Raw genomic sequence first — 20,059 nt, 5'->3', positions numbered from 1 at the left:
CTTATTCACACTGGCGCATGCTTTGGGGCTGCAAGGACGCAAAAGATGGTAGGGTTTGCGTTGCTTAAGTTAGAGAGCACACAGTGGAATTTTACCGCGGTGATGAAACAACTATTGTTTCAAGATAATATTCCCCAGATGATTGGGTTGAGACTTTTACAATTTACGAAAATGTTACCTATAAATACTAAAGGGGTAGTTTCGCATGAGCGAGGCTGCCCCTTGTCTAATTGTTGGACGCTGTCGCATGAGCTGCTGGCAGTTTTTTTTGTTGCCAAAATTAGGCTGGTATACATTGCCGTTTACTATGTTAGTAAAATAAGTAATAATAAAAGCAAGAATTTTAGTAAAAGTCTAAATTCTGTAATTAAAAATCTGAAAAATCAAAAAGGTGAGGGAAGTTTATGGAGAAAATCAATACAATAACAGCAGATGTAATCACGCAATTAACAAAAATGGCAGAAATGAAGAAAGTAAGCATTGAGCAACTAGTAGCATTTTATTGTCAGGAAAGACTTCTCTACCGTTTATCAACATCATCCTATTATGATCAATTTTACATAGAAGGGGATCTTTTCTTCTTTACATTAGCTGAAGGGGTAGGGATGCCGCCGAATGAACTAACACTCACAGCACGAAAAAGCGCGAATCAAAACGACATAGTCCAACAGGCATTTACAGAAATTTGTTCGATCGAAATACAAGAGGACGGCGTTCAATTTTTAGAAAATGACATCGAAAGTATAATAACGGATACGAATATTCACTTAAAGATACCGGTAATATTGGACAACATCACTACATACATAGAAGTTAAAATAACCTTTATAGAAAATTGTATAGCGCCGATGACCATTACTTTCCCGTCGATGCTTGACATGAAGCCAGCGGAGCTCTCTACCTCTTCAGTCGAATTTGTAGTTGCCCAAGGCTTGCTTGACATTTTCCAATATCCCTCTATGACTTCAAAAATAGTAGAAGATATTGAGAGGGTATTACAAACACAAAACATAGAGGGTCGTAAATTACAGGCTTATCTTGAGGAATTGTCTGACCAACGTCACCTGACATGGGAGTCAACGCCTATACTAGAAAAAGGAATTGTTAAACAATTTTTCAACCCAATAGTTGAAGTCCTATTGGCAGATGAAGAGTTTTTTAAACAGTGGAATGGTACGGAGCAAGCTTGGCAATAGCGATAGAAACCCTGCGAACAATAAAAGTTCGCGGGGTTTTTCATAGAATGATTTCGTGTATCTGGGATAGGGAGATGATAAACGCATTTGCTAGGGAGCGGTCGTTGCACTATCTTCTCGCTAGTTGTACAAAGATATGCATAGAGCAATTTCAATAAATTATGTATGTAAATATATGAATTTGTACTAAGTCCCGTTTTAAAAACGATAGAAATATGATAATTTGTCGGTAGCATCAGGAAAAATTTCAGGTGCTACCTTTTTTATAGGTTTGCAGGTGACTATTCTCGTAGGTTTCTTGGGAGTAGTTGCAGTGGTCGTGTGAATGAACCTCTTTAGGGTTTTAAGTAACGGATTATTACTTACAGTCCACTTTACATTAGATGCTATACAAAAATCTATTAATTTTGAATGTTAATTTGCTAATCATTAACATTATTCAGTATTACTCTTTTTTTTTCTATAGTATAGTGAAAATGTATGTATTTCTGTAATGATACATAGAGAAAAGCGACAAATCACGTAAGGAGGGCGTTTATATTTGAAAAAAATAAGTAACATCTTCATCATTTTATTACTATTTGGTTTACCCTGGGGGGATATGTCTGCCAATGCAAATGATACAAACGATGACGATGCTGTGGTGACACCTATCGATTCGGATGTCATGTTAACGGATGATACTGGACAAGAGGAAAATGTGGTCATTCCAGAAAGACTTAATGGTCTTCGTTCTGCATCGGCTGCTGATACGCTTGACCAAACGTCCGGAGCAGGGGATCCAGGAAGCATCTATCGTGCGCACGGAAATGGTCAAAGCTTTACGGCCGGCTTGTCCGGTTATTTGAATAAAATCGATTTGTATATGGTAGATTACGGAAGCTCAGGGATTGTTTTTACGCTTAGTATTTATGATGGTGAAAGTGTTACCGGAGCCGCTTTGGCAACTGCGACATTTAAGAGCATTGATATCCCTTATAATCCAGGGGGCTGGGTGAGCGTATTATTCGATAAGCCGACGCAAGTACAAGCGGGACAGCAATATACGATGCTGTTAACATCCTCAATCGGTGATACGCCGCAAACGTCTTGGAAGGTTTATACTTCCGACGTATATGGAGGAGGCAAAGCCTATACGGTAAACAATTGGACAAATTATGACTTCGGCTTTAATACCTATGTCGGACAATCACCAAGAGATTATACAACTACGCTTGCAGTATCTCCTTTAAATGGTACATACGGCCAAACGGTAGTTATTTCGGCATTGCTGACAACACCTGATGGGCCTATCGCAGGAAAAAGAATGAATGTCTCCATTAATGGAAGTACTATAGGGTTTATCACAACCAATTCAGCAGGTATTGGTTCGGGCTCCTATTCACTTAGGCAAGCTGCGGGAAGCTATGAATTGAAAATATCGACAGAAGCTTCGTATCCTTATCCTGCGGCAGAACAGACAACAACACTTACGGTCAACAAAGCCCCGCTCACTGTATCGCCTAACAATGTGACGAGACAATATGGAGCATCGAATAACAATTTTACACTGAATTATAACGGCCTGATGCCATGGGACACAGCTGCCTCCATCGGGCAACCAGTATATTTCACATCGGCTGATTCTTCAAGCTCAATCGGCAATTATAATATAACAGCCAGTGGTTTGGCATCAACGAAGTACACAATCACTTATTCACCAGGTACTTTAACTGTGACACCAGCTCCTTTAACCGTCATGGTTGCGAATCAATCCCGGGCATATGGACAAAGCAATCCGCCTTTGAGTGGTTCAATTACTGGAATTGTGAATGGAGATGAAATTCTAGCGTCCTATTCGACAGCAGCAACCGAATCAAGCTCAGTAGGATTGTATCAAATCGTTTCGTCCTTATCTGATCGTGAAAACAAGCTTAGTAATTATCAGGTTGTGATGGAAGAGGGAGTGCTAACAGTTACAAAAGCTGAGCTTCACGTTGCGACAGATTCAGTATCACGCTGGGTAGGTAAAGCAAATCCTCCATTCACTGGTAATCTTACAGGCGCTGTTGCCGATGACTCCATTACGGCAAAGTATGATTCAGTAGCGAGGGAAGATAGCGCTGAAGGTGTTTATGATATTACTGCACAGCTTCTTGATCCATTGAACCGCTTGTCCAATTACGAGGTGATAAACGACATAGGCCAGCTAACCGTTTATGCTGCTCCAAAACCAGTGTTCGCCACAGGAGAAACGTCCAATGCGGTGAAGTCAAATGTTGGGTTACCAAGTGCAGATGATGCAGGTCGTCCCATTCGCTGGACGTCTTCGGACAACAGCTTACTTGATGCAACAACAGGAGCCGTGCATCGGCCGGCTTACCCAGCTGGCGACTCAGCTATAACGCTGGAGGCAGAGGTTGATGCGAATCAGACAACTTATAAAATCCGATATAACCTAACGATTTTAGCTACCGATATGATGGATAAAGAGGCTGTGGCTCAAGACATAAAGCTACTTGCGATTGGTTACACAGCTGGTGATGATGAAAAGCACGTACGAAATCGGTTGAGTCTTCCAGCTATAGGGAAGAATGGCTCTTCCATTACATGGACTTCTAGTCGGGCAGAGCTGATTAATCCTGCCGACGGTTCAGTTTCTCAGCCATCATCAGGAGACCAAACAGTTACCCTCACAGCTACGGTAACAAAAGGACTGGAATCAGACAGTCGACAGTTTCATTTGATAGTTTTAAGGAATAATACAAATGTTGAGGAGCCAAAAGAACCTATTAAAGAACCAAGTCAGGAACCTACTAAGGAATCTGAACAGCTACAATCGGAATTTTACATTGATTTCATTGACCAGAATAATCAAAAGGAAAGAATGAACCTTACCCAGTCTCAAGTGAAATCTGGCTTTATTGAGCTCGATAAGAAGACAGCAAAGGGATATTTCGAGGTGAGCGGAGAAACGGCACACAAATTACTCAAGTTGAATCCTTCGTTTGCGTTTCAAATAACAACGGCTGGTGGCATAATGAAACTGCCTGTCTCTAAATTGATTGCTTCTGCAAATAACCAATTTGTAGGGAAAAACAGCGATAAAATCAACTTTTCAATTTACGTTGGAGAGACGGAAGCTCCAGTTCCTTTATTAAATAATCTAAAATCTCGAGGTGCAAAATTATTGTCTGGACCTATTCAATTTAAAATTATTATGAGTATTGGAGACGAAGCTGGAATTGCTATCACACAATTAGGCAGCGAGGTTGAAAGACGCATTGCCGTTTCCACTAACCCTACAGATACGATTGTAGCGTTATGGAATGAGCAGCTTAAGCAACTGAAATATGTTCCGGTCCGTTATGAAAATATCGGAGGTCATGTCTATGCGGTGCTGCCCGCCAGCAGCGATGGCTTGTACTTAAATATGGATAGCCAACAAACTTTTGCTGATATGAACAGACATTGGGCCAAAAAAGAAGCGGAAAAGTTGGCTTCAATGCTTATCTTTGAGGGAAAAGGACAGGGAATCTTTGATCCGAATGCCCACTTAACGCGTGCGGAGACAGCAGCACTTTTGGTTAGGGCAATAGGCATCCCAGAGCCAGCGCATACGGCAACATTAACCGATATTTCTGGTCAATGGTACGAAGAGGCGATTTCCTCTGCAACAGAAGCTGGATTGGTGAATGGGTATGAGGACGGTAGTTTCCGACCGAATGAATTTGTTTCAAGGGAAGAACTTGCGGTCATCCTTTCGAGAGTACTTGAATATGGTAGCAGCACTTCTTCAAATGCTTCTGTAAACTATTCGATATCTCTCAATGATTCAAAAGAAGTATCCAATTGGGCTACTGAGGCAGTACAAACAATCATTTCCAACGGTATTATGATAGGTGATAATAAAGGTGATTTTAAACCACATCAAACTGCAACCCGTGCTGAAATGGCGATAATAATGAACCGTCTTCTTAACAAGCTAGGATATATGTAAATACGCTTGGAGCTTCATTTAACAATTGTCAATTATACGTAGAAAGACACTCGAGCATCAGTAAATTTGGTTTTATAAGAGCATCATTCCTGAAAAAGAATGATGCTCTTTAATGTTGAATGAGAACATTTTGAGTCTTGTAGGCTACTCTTTTTTCTTTATCGAATTATCAGTGCAGGGTAATTGATTTGGTGTTAAATTACATTTTTTGAAACTCATTTCATCCAGATTCGTTCTATAAAATAGATCATAAAAAAGGATAAACCATATATTTTTGGGAATTTCATTGAAATACCTATAATATATTGTTCCTGCTAAATAATACATGAGGTGAATGATTAGTGGCATTTGTTAAGGGGAAAACGACGTTTATTTATATGGTGAGGCACGGTGAATCTCCGTATGAGGGAATTGACCGGACAAGAGGGTTAACTGTGAACGGCCAATTAGGTGCTCAAAGTATAGCTGAAGTGTTAAGGGGTGAGGGAATTGATACTATAATATCCAGTCCGTATACTCGTTCCATTTTAACTGTTGAGCCATTAGCTAAACAACTGAGTCAAGAAGTAATCGTATATGAAGAATTAAAAGAGAGAATATTTTCATCAGAAGAAAGGCGATTACCTGATAATGAGTTATTTCCGCTATTAGAGAAATCCTTTTTGGACCCCAATTTAGCATTAGAGGGTGGAGAATCGAATAACGAGTGTCAAAAAAGAGCTGTAAAAGCTTTAAAAGAGCTATTAAATACCTATGAGGGACAAAAAGTAGTAATAGGAACTCACGCATTAGTCATGACCTTGATGATGGGATACTATCATGAAGCGTACAATGTAGATTTTTTGCTACAAACAACCAAGCCCGATATATACAAAATGGAATTTAACCGACAGGAATTAGTAGGGGTGAAAAGGCTCTAAGAATGTAGTAAGGACGGTTAATACATGTTTCCTTAGGTAATGGACCAAATTAGATGAAGCAAAAAAAAGTCGGTATCCTGAGCGCACAGGAAACTGACTTTTTTATGTGCTGGAATAATCTACCGTTGCCAAATGAAAACAAATCGAAAACTTTATAAAAAATGTTTAAGGTGTTTTTCTAGTTCTTCTAATGAATGAATAGAGAATTTTTTATTTTTATACTGTATAAGGCCCTCATTGATGCACTGACTGATTGAACGATTTAGGCTTCTAATAGGGGCACAGACCTCGCTTGATAAAATTTGCTTTGTAAGATGGTCTAAATCACCGATTTTAAAGTGATTATGTATGCTTAATAAAATACGGTCTTTAACAGTTAGCAATGATAATTTTGCTGTAGTATCTGAGCTTAATGTTAACTTGGAGGCAAGTTGTTTCACGATATAAACATTAAAATTAAAATCGATTTTCATCCATTCATACACGATTGTTTTATGGATAGCTATCGTTTCACAATTTTGTTTCGCGATTACACCGAGTGTTTTCATCTTTTCATTAAAAATTTCTATTTCCCCAAAACAACTATATGCATCATAAATATAAAGCGACAGCATCGCTCCCTCATAGCTTTGTCTATACACTTCTGCCGTTCCTGTAGTTAGGATATAAAGATAATTATTTTGTTCATGCGGGTGAATGATAGGGCTGCCTTTTGTATGTTTTCTATAAATAAATTCTTTCTTAATCGGCGCTGGTGCATCATTCACAATAGCTTGAAAATCCATATATTCACCATCTTTTTAGTTTTGGTCATTTGACCTTTTTTCATTATAGATGGAATTATATAATCAGAGCAAATATGAATGGGGGTTTTGATATGAGGAAATTAATTATTGATACAGATACTGGAAGTGATGATGCGGTAGCCTTAATTATGGCATTAAAATCATCTAATCTAAAAGTAGAGGCGATCACCACTGTTTGTGGCAATGTCCCGATTGAATTAGCGACAAAAAATGCACTAATGACCATTGAGGTTGCGAATGGTCAAAAACCACCGCTTTTTGTTGGAGCAGCCAAGCCACTTATGCGTGATTTAGTTACAGCTGTGAATGTTCATGGTGAAGATGGAATGGGCGATTGTCAGTTAATACATCCTACACTTTTGCCAGAAAGCAAGCATGCTGTAGATGCGATTCTTGAATTGATTGAAAATAACCCTGAAGAAATCGAAATTGTAACGATTGGTCCCGTTACAAATATTGCCCTTGCTCTATTAAAAGCACCAGAGACAATGAAAAAGGTCAAGCATATTTACACAATGGGTACTTCTGGCTTTGGTCCTGGAAATACAACACCTGTTGCTGAATTTAATGTGTATGTAGATGCAGAGGCCTATAGTATTATGCTTCATTCGGGTATACCTACTACCATCATTGGATTTGATGTATGTTTAGGCGAAGCAGCATGGAATAAGGAAGATATGGATGTATTACTGGCAAGTGGTAAAGAAGAGGCTGTGTTCTCTGTTCAATGTAACCGTTCCTTGCTTGCGTATAATTTAGAAAGAAGTAATGAATATATTGTTGATTTACCAGATGCCGTAGCAATGGGGGTTGTGTTATGGGATGAAATCGTTTTGGAGGACAAATTATGTTATTGCTATGTGTGTACGACAGAAGCTGCTGCCTATGGTCAAGTAATCTTAAATGACGGTAGTAAACTTGCCATTTCGGATGGATTCGCAGGACACACGCCTAATGCCACAGTATGTAAGACGATTGACAATCCATTATTCAAGAAACGTCTATTAGCATTATTGATAAGTTAATAGGATGGGGTGGGTAGATGAAATTTTTAAATTTCGGATCATTAAATATTGATAAGGTTTATACAATTCCTCACTTTGTGAAAGAAGGAGAAACATTATCTTCGGACAGCTTTGAACAATATCCCGGTGGAAAAGGATTAAATCAATCCATGGCCCTTTCAAAATCGGGCGCTCAAGTGTTTCATGCAGGTAAAATTGGCAAAGATGGTCTATTTCTCAAGCAAACATTAGCCGTAGAAGGAATTAATGTTGAGGGAATAGTTGAGGACGGTTTGATTACAGGCCATGCCATTATTCAAGTGACGCCGACAGGTGAAAATTGTATTTTCCTCTATGGTGGAGCGAATAAAGAAATAACTGTCGAACAAATTGATCAAGTACTAGAGAACTTCAATGCGAAAGATTTCCTCGTTCTACAAAACGAAATAAATGGTCTAGAGTATCTAATCAATGCGGCATATAGGAAGGGTTTAACCATTGCGTTAAATCCTTCTCCAATAAGTGATGCGATGAAGGAGGTTGACCTTTCGAAAATTGATTTTTTACTACTAAATGAGATTGAGGGACAGTCCATTAGTGGAGAAACATCACCTAACAAAATACTCGATCATTTACTATCAAACAATAGCAATTTAAAAATTGTGTTGACCTTAGGTACAAATGGCGTCGTTTATAGAGACCATATTCAAGAACATAAGCAAGAAATCTATAAGGTGAAAGTGAAGGATACGACAGCAGCAGGGGATACTTTTTTAGGCTATTTCCTTAGTATGATTTCTCAGAAAGCAGACATTCAATCCGCACTAAATATAGCCTCAAAAGCTGCTTCCCTTGCCGTATCTAGAAAAGGCTCCTCTTCCTCTATCCCGACTTTGGCGGAGGTACTTGGTAAAGATGCCTAATAAATAGGGAAATTGCCGATATTTCATCATGGCTATGACTCCACTCTTTTGGGCTCTTTTTACAAACTTTTACGTTTTTTAGCTATTCACAAAACAGGCGCAATGCATGGACAGACTGCTAATAAATCGATCTCATAAAACATAGTAAAGGGTGTGTAGTGAACAACATTGCACACCCTTTAGTTGTTCTAATTTCAAGACATTAAATAGCTACTTTCCGTATTTTCTATCCTTCATTTAAAAATATAGTATAGTTATGTAAAAAGCCTAACTGATCGAAGGGACTGGAATGAATGAACTTACTAGAAGTGGGAGTAAAAATAAAACAGATGCGAAAGAAAAATAAAATGTCTCAGGATGATTTAGCTTCGCAGATCAATTTAACAAAAAGTCATATTTCTAAAATAGAAAATGGCAAAGCGACACCGAGCCTAGTGACATTGTCCAAAATTGCGGAAATATTTGATGTGCCTATGGCTTGGTTTGTTATTCAGGATCAATTTGATGGCATTTCTATTGTTTCGAAGAGAGAGCGCAATGAGACGGTTGAAACGAATCAGCTCGGTTATCAATACGAGCTGTTAGCAAATAAGAGCTATATGAGCAATATCAATCCTTCAATTGTCACTGTACATAATGGGGCAGAAAATTTGGCCCTTTATACACACGATAATGATGAATTCATTTACATCATTTCGGGTAGTATCATCTTGAAATACGATAATAAGTTTTACCAATTAGAAGAAGGTGACTCTGCGTATTTTTCAGGAAAAAAAGAACATATCTTTATTAACAACTCTACGGAAAACTCAAAAGTATTAACAATTTATGTAGAGGATTAAATCTATCTTTTAAACGTCAATATGATCGAAATTACAATTTTCTTGTTTACAATACTATTCAGACAATTTACAATTGGTGTAATGCTATTCAACTTAGTTGAATTTTATTACACTTTTTATATTTTTGGGGGTATGGGGATGACTTCACGAATTAAAGGATTTTATTTACTTTCAGTGGAAGAGCGAATTAAGTTAATCGCTGAAAAATCAAAGTTAACAAACGAGGAAGTTGAAGCTTTAAACAGTGGAATTTCATTAGAGCTTGCAGATGCAATGGTTGAAAATGTTATTGGCCACATTTCAATTCCTTTAGGGGTAGCAGCCAATTTTAAAGTAAATGGTAAAGAGGTATTTATACCAATGGCGACGGAAGAACCGTCTGTGATTGCTGCAGCTAGTAACGCTGCACGTGCAGCATATGAGTTAGGCGGAATTTTTACTTCCAGCTCAGGAACAGTTATGCGTGGACAGATTCAAGTATTAAATATTGATGACCCTCATGCAGCAAGGGCGAAAATTTTTGAACATAAAGATGAAATCATCGAACACTGTAATGCAAAAGATCCGACGTTAGTCAAGCTAGGCGGCGGAGTAAAGGATGTAGAGGTGCACTTAATCGACACAGCAAAAGAAACAATGGTTGTTGTGCATTTAATCGTAGATACGAAGGATGCGATGGGGGCAAATGCTGTCAATACGATGGCAGAATCGGTGTCACCATTAATCGAACGGATTACAAATGGACGAGTTGTGCTCCGAATAATTTCAAATTTAGCAGATAAGCGTATTGTTCGTGCTCGTGGTGAATTCTCGACAGAAATGCTTGGGGGAATAGAGATTGCGAAAAATATTGTAAGTGCTTACGAATTTGCAGATGCTGATCCGTACCGTGCTGCTACCCATAATAAAGGAGTTATGAATGGAATTACTGCTGCAGTATTAGCATCGGGTAACGATACACGTGCTGTTGAGGCAGGCGCTCATGCCTATGCTGCTCGCTCTGGCAGATATCGTTCTTTAACGACTTGGGAGCTGAATAAAGAAGGCAATCTTGTTGGTACATTGGAATTACCGTTAGCTGTTGGTATTGTGGGAGGGGCTACAAAGACTCATCCTGTTGCAAAAGCCGCGCTAAAAATTATGGATGTGCAATCTGCAGAGGAACTAGCCAGCTATATTGCCGCGGTAGGATTAGTAGAAAACCTAGCTAGCTTACGAGCGCTTTCCGCAGAAGGTATTCAATCAGGTCATATGCGTCTGCATGCTAAAAACTTGGCTGTAATGGCAGGAGCAACAGGTGATATTATTGATCGTGTTGTGCAGCAGGCAGTTGAAGAGAAAGATTTCCGTTATGATCGTGTTTTAGAGATTACAAATTCTCTGCGAGGTGAATAACTTGGCGAATACTCCAAATAATGAGCAAAAAAATGTAGATGAAAAAAAGTTTATCGAAATTTTAGGTGACACGGTTTCTGGTAATCAGTTAATCATTTCAATTATATTAAGCGTTGCAGCCAGCTTTTTGGGCTATCAATTAGGTCAGTGGATATTTCCGAAGTTTGCAGACCCTCAAATGATTAACTCCTATTCATTATTAACAGGGATTGCAGGTATTTTGATGGTTGTCGTTATCAATACCATTCTATTTAAACCAAAGCGTATTTTAGTAGAGGATGAAACATCTAGTCATTCTTTAAAGGAAGCGTTTGAAGATTTACAAATCGATATCGATGAGGAAATACGCTTAATTGAGGAAGATCCGGTGACAAAAAAAGAGCTCGAGGAATTTGGTATTCTTGCTAGCTTACAAGGCTTGAAGGGAGCGGATAAAAAATGAGTATTTATTTAATTGCTCTGCTATTTGCTCTTCTAGGTGCAGCTATCTTTACTGTCATTGGTCTTATCTCAGGTACAGATGAAACTGCCATTATGGTACCCATTACATTGCTAGTTATTTTACTGGGTGCGCCTCCTGAAGGTGTATTCGCATTTTTCATGGCGGGGGTATTAGCTAAGCATTTAACACATGCTGTACCCACTGCGCTATTAGGTATTCCTGGTGATACAACGGCTGTACCGTTAATCGACCATGCAAATACATTACGCCGTTTAGGTATGCCGCACGTTGCACTACGTAAAATGATTTCAGGCGGTGTCATAGGTGCATTTATCGCCTTACCAACTGCCGTCCTATTAGGTCAGTTTTTAGGTCAATTTGCCGACTTCTTTAAATCTTCGTCAGGCATTATTTTTACACTTGCCGCTATTTTAATCGCATTCTTTTCAAAAGGGAAATGGGCAAGTCTTTTAATCATTATTCCATTTGCGTTTTTCATTAAAGCTTTAGATAGTGTTAGCTTTGCGATGCTTGATAAACATTTAAGTATTACATTCTTTTTAGGAATTGCCATTGGACCAATGTTTAGTAATATTTTAATGGCTGCATCTCCTGTGGCTAAAAATGATTTAACGCGGAGTAAGCAAAATCAATATAATCTTGCACCTGAAACGAAATCATGGAAAGGATATTTTCCAAATCCATTTAAAATTTTATCAAAAAGGCAGACGATTTTCACGAGCATTACAACGTTCCTTTCTTCCTTAACATTTGTCTTTAGTCCTGTAGGGATGACGTCTTTAATGGGGGAAATTGTAGGTTCTCGCACAAAAGGTGCCTATAAAAAATCAACAACGAGTCTTACTGTCATGAATGGAGTAACGGAATCGACATATATCGCTGAAGCTATTATTCCATTAATTGCATTCGGTATTCCGTTAAGCCCAGTAGCACTTGGACCAGCATCACCTTTATTTAATGCACCACCGATTTTTACTGTGGATCCGGTAAACAACCTACACACGTTAATGTCTTCATGGGACTTTTTCATTTTCGGGTTAATTGGTATTAGTGTGGCGGCTTTAATTGCTTATCCGTTTGCGATGAATTATGCACGTAAAGCGTCTGTATTAGTATTAAAATATATTAGCCAGGAAGCAATCGTAGCCATGTTCATAGGATTAGCGTTTTTGCTTGCCTATAACGAGGCACAATTGTTAGGGGTAGTTCTAACATTTACAGTTGCAACGGTTGGTGGTTTATTAAATCGTATTTTAGGTGTAGGGGCCGGTGTGCAATTCATGGTATTCTACGCATCAAGCTGGATTATGCTACAGCTGTTCGGCATTTAGTTAAAGGAGGTGTATCTTTATGACTTTACCAAATGAAGTGGAAATAAGAGAGGTCGGCCCGCGTGATGGCTTACAAAATGAGAATTTATTTATTCCTACTGATTTGAAAGTGCAATGGATTAACTTAATCAGTGAAACAGGTGTCCGCCATATTGAAGTATCCTCGTTCGTTAGTCCAAAATGGATACCAGCCTTGGCCGATCATCATGAAGTGTTCGAGCAAATCAAACGTAATGAAAAGATAACGTATGCAGCGCTTGTCCCTAACTTAAAAGGGATAGAAGGGGCCATCCAACAAAAAGTTGATGAAATTGCATTATTCATTTCTGCCTCTGAAGAGCATAATCAAAGTAATTTGAATGCTTCCATCGACCAATCTTTGAAAAACCTAAAGGCTGTAGCGGAAGCGGCAAATCGTGAAGGTATAGCGTTAAGAGGCTATATTTCAACTGTATTTGGCAGTCCGTTTGGGGACGAGGTAAAAATTCAAACAGTCAAGAGAATCATTGATGCCTATATAGAAATGGGCGTTTCTGAGATTTCGCTGGGCGATACAATCGGTGTAGCAGACCCTGTACAAGTGAAGGCTATTTTAACAGAGCTACTCACGCAATACGACAGTAATCTGTTTGCCCTTCATTTTCATGATACGTATGGACGCGCTTTAGCCAATATTTATACTGCTCTTGAACTCGGGATCACAAAATACGACAGTGCTATTGGTGGCTTGGGTGGTTGCCCATATGCCCCTGGTGCAAGTGGCAATGTCTCAACGAATGATTTAGTGAATTTCCTACATCGCTTAGGCATACAAACAACTATTGATGAAGACAAATTATTTACCGCAACTCAATTTTTACAACAGGCAATGAACAGACAGCCTGATAGTAAAGTTTATAAAGTGCAAAGTAAATAGGAAAGAGAATATGGGAATCAATCAGCGCCCCCAATTGTTAGTTATACGCTACTAGTTGGGGGTGCAGTTTTTTGAGGGAATATACTGCTAGGTAAAGCTCAAACTGTTATACGCTATTCCTATTTTAATTGCCCTAATTTTGTAGGTGATTACGCATTGATATACAGGTCCTTTTAATCCACCATGGACAAGACGAATTTCCGTTTGAAAGTTGGAATTCGACCGCCCTTTACTTTTACGATCCCGACGAAAATACTTTTTTGCACAAATCAAGTTCTATTGATCAATTCAACCATTTTTTTAGAACGTTCAGTCAAAAATTTATACAGCAATCTAGATTATGATTGCTGTTAGAATATTAAATGAAAGCCAAAGTATTAGAGAAATTACAAATGTATTTGATAAAGAGACACATATGCCTTTGGGAAGTGGTACGAAGCTATTTTATCATTTACTTCCCCAGAAAATTATTCGTGTAGATATACTTGAGCTGTTAAACGTAGAATAACCTATTGTTATCTAGTCAATTGATGAAAGCAAGTTGAAGGAGGCGCATACTTTCTATTTGCCCTTTGCAAAAGAAAATAGAACTTTGTATAAAATTTTGTTAAATAGTTGTTGAAATTATATTCAAGTTCATTTACATTAAAAGAGACCGAATAGTATCTTTTTGGAGGTTTAAATGAAAAAAGGTGAATTAACTAGGCGCAATATTATTCGAAAATCTTCTGCGATTTTTAACAAAAAAGGTTACATGACAACAACGATGAGTGACATTATTCAGGAAACAAATATTCAGAAAGGGGGGATATATCGACACTTTAAGGATAAAGAGCAGTTGATGGTTGAGTCTTTTCTTTTTGCTACTGAAATCATGCAGGAGCATTTAAAGATGAGTGTTTCAACACACGAAAATGCAACAGATAAATTAATCGCATTTGTGGAGGCCTTTTTACAATTAAGGTCAGGAAAACCCATAGTAGGTGGGTGTCCTATTTTTAACGCAGCTATAGAAATGGATGATTTAGAAGGGAATACATTACTGCCATCGATCAATGAAGCAATGGATACGTTGATAATGTGGATAATGAATATTATAGAGGATGGAATTAAGCACCAGGAGTTGAAGCAGTCAGTGGAGCCATACGACACTGCGATTTATATTGTGTCAACACTTGAAGGTGGACTCGTATTAGATCGATTAAAGAATGACGGACAATTAACAGATGTCATAATAAATAATTTGAGGCAATATATTGCAATGATTTCTAACTAGCGGCAATAAAGCCGTCTTTTTTATAATCACTAAGAGACTAAATGGTATCTTTTGTGGAGGTGTTTTTATGAAATATTTCTTATTCGTTGCTTTCATAGCAATTATTCTCTTTCTAAGGAGATATATCATTTTTTTTATTTTTACACCGAAAATGAAAGAGTGTAAAAAATATCCGAATTCGACTTATGAAAACATTGAAATAGTACTCGGCATTGGGACAATTCGAGGATGGCTTATTAAAAGTGAGCAGGCTAGAGGTTGTTTTCTATTAATTCACGGGTGGAGCTCTAATAAATCAGACATGTTGCGGTATGTCGATCCCTTATTAGCTAACGGTTATGACGTAATAATTGTGGATGTTATTGGTCATGGGCAAAGTGAGTCAAAACAAAAACAAGTAAGTATTGCATCATTTGTTCAAAGTATAACATCGACGATAGATTATGTATGCATGAGACCTGATATTAATAGTAATGCAATCTATGTTTTAGGACATTCAATGGGGGGGATTGCCGCAAGTATTGTGAATTCTATAGATTTGAGGTTACAAGCCCTTATTACCGATTCAATGCCTACATCATTAAAAAGTATTAGCCAATCAATGGCAGAAAAAGTAAAAATACCGTATATTCCATTTGGTTGGCTTTTTGTCAGTTGGTTTTTATTACGGGGAGGTGTTTTTTTAAAGGCAAGAAGAGAATGGTGTCTAGAAAATATATTAAAAAAACAACAGTCTCCAGCTCTTGCCATACACTCAATTAAGGACAAAAAAGTTCCGATTTCAAATGTGGATGTCTTAATAAAAGATAGCAATTTTAAACAAGTAATTATAGTTGAAACAAAAGGTCACAATAATTGCGTGAAAGATGAATTTTTTTGGGATAATGTTTTTCATTTTATAACAAGTAATAAGGGGGAAATAATAGATGAAGTATATTGATACACTTGTGATTGGTGCAGGTCCAGGAGGATACGTAGCAGCTATCCGTGCTTCACAAATGAAGCAAAACGTAACAATTGTAGAGCGAGAGTATTTAGGAGGAGTTTGCTCAAATGTCGGCTGTATCCCATCAAAAGTGCTGATTTCAGTAGGTCACCGTTTTGAGCAAGCAAAGCATTCAGATGATATGGGTGTTGCCGCACAAGAAGTAAAACTTGACTGGACAAAAGTGCAAGAATTCAAAAAAGGCGTAGTTTCTAAATTAGTCGGCGGTGTTGAAAGTCTATTAAAAGGCAACAAGATTGACATTGTGAAAGGTGAAGCATATTTCATAGATGCAAACACTGTGCGTGTAATAGATGGCGACAAGGCACAAACTTACTCATTCAAAAATGCTATCCTTGCAACAGGGTCTCGACCGGTTGAAATTCCAACATTCAAATTTACTAAGCGCGTCATCAACTCAACTGATGCACTTTCTTTACCGGAAGTACCAGAAAAATTAGTTGTCATTGGTGGGGGTTACATCGGCACTGAGCTAGGTTCTGCTTACGCTAACTTAGGCTCTCAAGTAACAATCATTGAAGGGGGCAAAGACATTTTAGCTGGATTCGAAAAGCAAATGACACAAGTTGTGAAAAAAGGCTTGAAGAAAAAAGGCGTAGAAGTGGTTGTTGGCTCATCAGCTAAAGGTGTGGTAGAAAATGAAAAAGGCGTAGTGGTGACGTATGAAGCTGACGGAGAAGAAAAAACAGTTGAAGCTAACTATGTATTAGTAACTGTAGGTCGTCTCCCAAATACAGATGAAATGGGTCTTGAAGCAATAGGCATTGAATTCGCAGAACGAGGCTTACTAAAAGTAGACAAACAATGTCGTACTTCAGTACCAAACATTTATGCCATTGGTGATATCGTATCTGGTCCACAACTTGCCCATAAAGCATCTTATGAAGGTAAAGTAGCTGCAGAAGCAATTGCTGGTGAAAAATCAATAGTAGATTACTTAGCGATCCCAGCTGTATGTTTCACTGATCCAGAACTTGCAACTGTTGGTTACAATGAAGAGCAAGCAAAAGCTGAAGGTATTGAGGTGAAAATGGCGAAATTCCCATTCGCAATAAATGGTCGTGCATTAGCTTTAAATGCAGCAGAAGGTTTTGTGAAACTTGTTGTACGTAAAAATGATGGAATATTAATCGGTGCTCAAATTGTTGGTACTGGTGCATCCGATATGATTGCTGAATTGAGTCTTGCGATCGAAGCGGGTATGACTGCAGAAGATGTAGCATTAACAATTCATGCACACCCAACTTTAGGTGAAATGACAATGGAAGCTGCTGAGGTAATTATGGGGAGGCTAATTCATGTTGTGAAAGCATAATTTTGCTTTAATAGAAAGTTTTATCAACGATTCTAATATTCCTGCTAATTGAACAAAAAAAGTTTGTTCTGAAAAAATAATCTGTTACTCTAAGAGTTATTTTGCACTTTGTAAATACAAAAACCTAATTTCTTATTAAAATTAAGAAATTAGGCTATTTCGTTGTTCCATTAAAACGCCCGATTGCTGAATAACTAGTTTTGATTGTTATATTTAATTCTCGAATTTTCTATCTTTAATACTTATAACTCTACTTAAATTTATACTTGTAGTCTTGTATTCCTTCAGATCTAAGCTTACTCATCAAAATTTATTTCTAAAAGTTGTCCTGCGTGAACTAAGCCATTTCCAAATCCGTACATAAGAACCCGATCCCCCTTTTTTACTTTCCTTTACGTATTTCAATATAACGTGCTAAAGGTATTGTAGCAGCAGAGGTATTTCCAAAGTTCACCAAACCCTCCGAATCAATTTGGAAGTTTTTGATTCAGAAGGAATTTTGGATGCTGAAGAAGTACAATTGAATTACAAAAGAAAGGGCGTAGGCTCCTTTCTTTTTTTGAAGGAGAATTTTGTGATTTTGGGTAGCACCATTTTGCCAACAACCGAAGAAAAAAGGTCATCCCAAAACATAAATATTTTTTTCGCAATAAAGCCCCAAAATTGCGTTTTAGCTTGATGGTAATAGGGGCCCCACCAACAAAATGCGGAAAGTGAAGTATATTTCATCCAATCACACCAATAACCATACCTGTTCTTTCGACGCTGCAGCTTTTTTAATGTATAAATTCTATATTCTACACCACTTAGCAATTTTTTAATTGAGTTAATAGTTATTACTTAATTGATTTCATTAAGGTGTTAAGGGCTTGATTTTCTTGCTTTATCCTTCAGGCTAATATATGGAAGATAACCACTAATTATATTTAATACAAAAGTATGAATTTACAGTAATTGAAATTTATAAGATCAAGATAAACAAGTTATCTTGATCTTTTGTTAAAACATAGGTGATTCTGTGACGTAGAAGGTTATAACCTGCACGGACTTCTCTTGCTCGATTTCCACGCTCTCTGCATTTCATAAATGGAAAACAATATCGGCAAAGTTCATTCAATTTTCACTCGGGATAGTGCTACGCTTTTACCTCTTATAAGATTCTCATATTTGATTTTTTACGCCCCATTTGCACATTTCCTCTAATATTGGCATTAAACTCTTTCCTTTTGGTGTTAAGGAGTATTCCACTTTTGGGGGAATTTGAGGGTATTCTTTTCTGTGAACAATTCCAGAGTTCTCTAGTTCTTTTAACTGAGAACTTAACATTTTGTGTGTGATAGTTGGAATTTTCTGCTTTAACTCTCCATAACGTAATATCGTATCGGAAGATAATTCATACATTATTTTCATTTTCCACTTGCCACCGATTAACGATAATGTGAAGTCAAAGGGTCTTTGAATGTTGCAACTTATGGAATTATTACCTAATTGAGGCAATAACATCACTCTCCTTTAAGTAAGTACCTAACAAAAAAGTGCATACTAGTTTTATTTGTATTCAAGTTTATAATTTGGAATGGAATTATGAGTATTTCAGAAGTCAATAATAATTCAATTATAAAGTGGACATATTACTTAATCAAATAAGTTGAAGGAGAATGAATAGATGTCTAAAGAACAGAAACTAATATTTAATACAATTGATTTGAGAGAGGATGAGATGTATAAATTGTTAATTGGCTCTGTGATACCTAGACCGATTGCATGGGTTTCATCAAAAAGTAAGGACGGCATTTTAAATTTAGCACCATTTAGCTTTTTTACTGTAGCATCTAGAAATCCACCAACACTTTTGATTTCAATAGGACCAGGTGTTAATGAACGAATGGGAAGTATTAAGGATACGTTAACGAACATTCGTGAAGTTAAGGAATATATAATTAATATGGTACCTGAGCAGCTTGGAGAAGCGATGTATCGTACATCAGCAAGTGTAGAAGCTGAGAAAAATGAGTTTGAACTTGCAGGAGTAACTGTCCAGAACGGTAAAGTTTTGAATGTACCGGCAGTCCGAGAAGCACCAATCTCAATAGAACTTAAGTTAGATCAAATTATCCCTATCGGTGGAGATTATCTAGTGCTAGGAAAAGTTGAATGTATCCAAATAGATGAAGCAATATATGCAGGAAACTATAAAATAGCTATCGATAAGTGGAAGCCGCTCGCTAGTTTGGCAGGAGACTTTGCTGGACTGATGCCCTCATTTTCATACGGGCAAAAAGGTACATAAATCATTTTGTTAGCTGAGAGGGTTCTATTTTGAATTACTAAAACTTGTTTTCACAAGTTTTTAGCTCGGATACCACTTTATTATAGGCTCCCAATATGAAAATTACTTTTGGAGATATAAAAGGAGTTAATCAATCTTAACTCCTTTAGATCTTCCAACTAACTATGGCTTTTTTGCTCTTCAATCGGGCGCGTTTATTTAGGAACGCGTCTTTTTCATTTAAAGGGCCATATTCTTGAATAACCGATTAATCTTTAAACCAAAGATATTGTGAAAAAATGTACTTAAGTAAAGACGCAGAATAGTTGCAGAAACTATAGAAGTAGGCACATTAAAAAGATAGAGAAAGTCTTTGAAATAGCGATAAAAGATCAACTTCTACCTTGAGCGACATGGT

18 protein-coding genes are annotated in these 20,059 nt (G+C 37.5%); 16 read left to right on the top strand and 2 right to left on the bottom strand.

The features are described from left to right. The first annotated feature begins 45 nt into the window (after positions 1-45). The 4 genes from AC07YC_RS17270 to AC07YC_RS17255 all read left to right on the top strand — a co-directional run bounded on the left by AC07YC_RS17270 (position 46) and on the right by AC07YC_RS17255 (position 6,095). Positions 46-426 carry a hypothetical protein gene (locus AC07YC_RS17270; protein WP_494919976.1) on the top strand — a complete coding sequence of 127 codons (381 nt, stop codon included), beginning with the start codon at positions 46-48 and terminating at the stop codon, positions 424-426. After that, positions 405-1,196 (top strand): nucleotidyl transferase AbiEii/AbiGii toxin family protein, encoded by a 792-nt coding sequence (locus AC07YC_RS17265; RefSeq protein ID WP_494919975.1) that lies wholly within the window; start codon positions 405-407, stop codon positions 1,194-1,196. The genes AC07YC_RS17270 and AC07YC_RS17265 overlap by 22 nt, the downstream gene beginning before the upstream one ends. 541 nt (positions 1,197-1,737) lie before the next feature. Then, complete coding sequence (locus tag AC07YC_RS17260) at positions 1,738-5,175, top strand: immunoglobulin-like domain-containing protein (protein WP_494919974.1); 3,438 nt, start codon at positions 1,738-1,740, stop codon at positions 5,173-5,175. Positions 5,176-5,552: 377 nt separating this feature from the next. Beyond that, the gene (locus AC07YC_RS17255) at positions 5,553-6,095 is read left to right on the top strand and encodes a histidine phosphatase family protein (RefSeq protein ID WP_494920021.1); all 543 of its coding nucleotides are present in this window, start codon (positions 5,553-5,555) and stop codon (positions 6,093-6,095) included. A 152-nt stretch (positions 6,096-6,247) separates the two neighbouring features. Here the strand turns inward: AC07YC_RS17255 and AC07YC_RS17250 are convergent, their stop codons facing one another. After that, the gene (locus AC07YC_RS17250) at positions 6,248-6,880 is read right to left on the bottom strand and encodes a Crp/Fnr family transcriptional regulator (protein WP_494919973.1); all 633 of its coding nucleotides are present in this window, start codon (positions 6,878-6,880) and stop codon (positions 6,248-6,250) included. A gap of 92 nt (positions 6,881-6,972) precedes the next feature. Between AC07YC_RS17250 and AC07YC_RS17245 the strand changes: the two genes are divergently transcribed. The 11 genes from AC07YC_RS17245 to lpdA all read left to right on the top strand — a co-directional run bounded on the left by AC07YC_RS17245 (position 6,973) and on the right by lpdA (position 17,372). Next, the gene (locus AC07YC_RS17245) at positions 6,973-7,926 is read left to right on the top strand and encodes a nucleoside hydrolase (protein ID WP_494919972.1); all 954 of its coding nucleotides are present in this window, start codon (positions 6,973-6,975) and stop codon (positions 7,924-7,926) included. Positions 7,927-7,943: 17 nt separating this feature from the next. Continuing rightward, entirely contained in the window at positions 7,944-8,828 is an 885-nt protein-coding gene (locus AC07YC_RS17240) for a ribokinase (protein ID WP_494919971.1), read from the top strand. Between the two features lie 293 nt (positions 8,829-9,121). Then, the gene (locus AC07YC_RS17235) at positions 9,122-9,670 is read left to right on the top strand and encodes a helix-turn-helix domain-containing protein (protein ID WP_336634882.1); all 549 of its coding nucleotides are present in this window, start codon (positions 9,122-9,124) and stop codon (positions 9,668-9,670) included. Positions 9,671-9,808: 138 nt separating this feature from the next. After that, a complete protein-coding gene (locus tag AC07YC_RS17230; RefSeq protein ID WP_494919970.1) occupies positions 9,809-11,065 on the top strand; it encodes a hydroxymethylglutaryl-CoA reductase, degradative in 1,257 nt (418 codons plus the stop codon). A 1-nt stretch (position 11,066) separates the two neighbouring features. Then, a complete protein-coding gene (locus AC07YC_RS17225) occupies positions 11,067-11,507 on the top strand; it encodes a hypothetical protein (RefSeq protein ID WP_336634880.1) in 441 nt (146 codons plus the stop codon). Continuing rightward, positions 11,504-12,859: a tripartite tricarboxylate transporter permease gene (locus AC07YC_RS17220; protein WP_008175065.1), complete on the top strand. Its 1,356-nt coding sequence runs from the start codon at positions 11,504-11,506 to the stop codon at positions 12,857-12,859. The genes AC07YC_RS17225 and AC07YC_RS17220 overlap by 4 nt, the downstream gene beginning before the upstream one ends. A 19-nt stretch (positions 12,860-12,878) precedes the next feature. After that, complete coding sequence (locus AC07YC_RS17215; protein WP_494919969.1) at positions 12,879-13,775, top strand: hydroxymethylglutaryl-CoA lyase; 897 nt, start codon at positions 12,879-12,881, stop codon at positions 13,773-13,775. A 340-nt stretch (positions 13,776-14,115) separates the two neighbouring features. After that, a complete protein-coding gene (locus AC07YC_RS17210) occupies positions 14,116-14,283 on the top strand; it encodes a TnsA endonuclease C-terminal domain-containing protein (RefSeq protein WP_494919968.1) in 168 nt (55 codons plus the stop codon). Between the two features lie 174 nt (positions 14,284-14,457). Beyond that, entirely contained in the window at positions 14,458-15,051 is a 594-nt protein-coding gene (locus AC07YC_RS17205; protein ID WP_336634877.1) for a TetR/AcrR family transcriptional regulator, read from the top strand. A gap of 67 nt (positions 15,052-15,118) precedes the next feature. Beyond that, the gene (locus AC07YC_RS17200; RefSeq protein WP_494919967.1) at positions 15,119-15,991 is read left to right on the top strand and encodes an alpha/beta hydrolase; all 873 of its coding nucleotides are present in this window, start codon (positions 15,119-15,121) and stop codon (positions 15,989-15,991) included. Beyond that, on the top strand, positions 15,978-17,372 hold the full coding sequence (lpdA, locus tag AC07YC_RS17195) for a dihydrolipoyl dehydrogenase (protein ID WP_494919966.1): 1,395 nt from the start codon (positions 15,978-15,980) through the stop codon (positions 17,370-17,372). Before AC07YC_RS17200 ends, lpdA begins: the two co-directional genes overlap by 14 nt. Before the next feature lie 1,161 nt (positions 17,373-18,533). Here the strand turns inward: lpdA and AC07YC_RS17190 are convergent. Then, complete coding sequence (locus tag AC07YC_RS17190) at positions 18,534-18,875, bottom strand: winged helix-turn-helix transcriptional regulator (protein ID WP_051998194.1); 342 nt, start codon at positions 18,873-18,875, stop codon at positions 18,534-18,536. A gap of 163 nt (positions 18,876-19,038) precedes the next feature. On the opposite strand from AC07YC_RS17190, the gene AC07YC_RS17185 reads away from it, so the two are divergent. Then, positions 19,039-19,662, top strand: a complete 624-nt coding sequence (locus AC07YC_RS17185; RefSeq protein ID WP_336634873.1) for a flavin reductase family protein — start codon at positions 19,039-19,041, stop codon at positions 19,660-19,662. Positions 19,663-20,059: the final 397 nt, after the last annotated feature.

The organism is Lysinibacillus sp. GW247-5R2A (assembly GCF_059424475.1).
The sequence above is the reverse complement of the archived record's forward strand: the minus strand, read 5'-3'. Positions and strand labels throughout refer to the sequence as shown.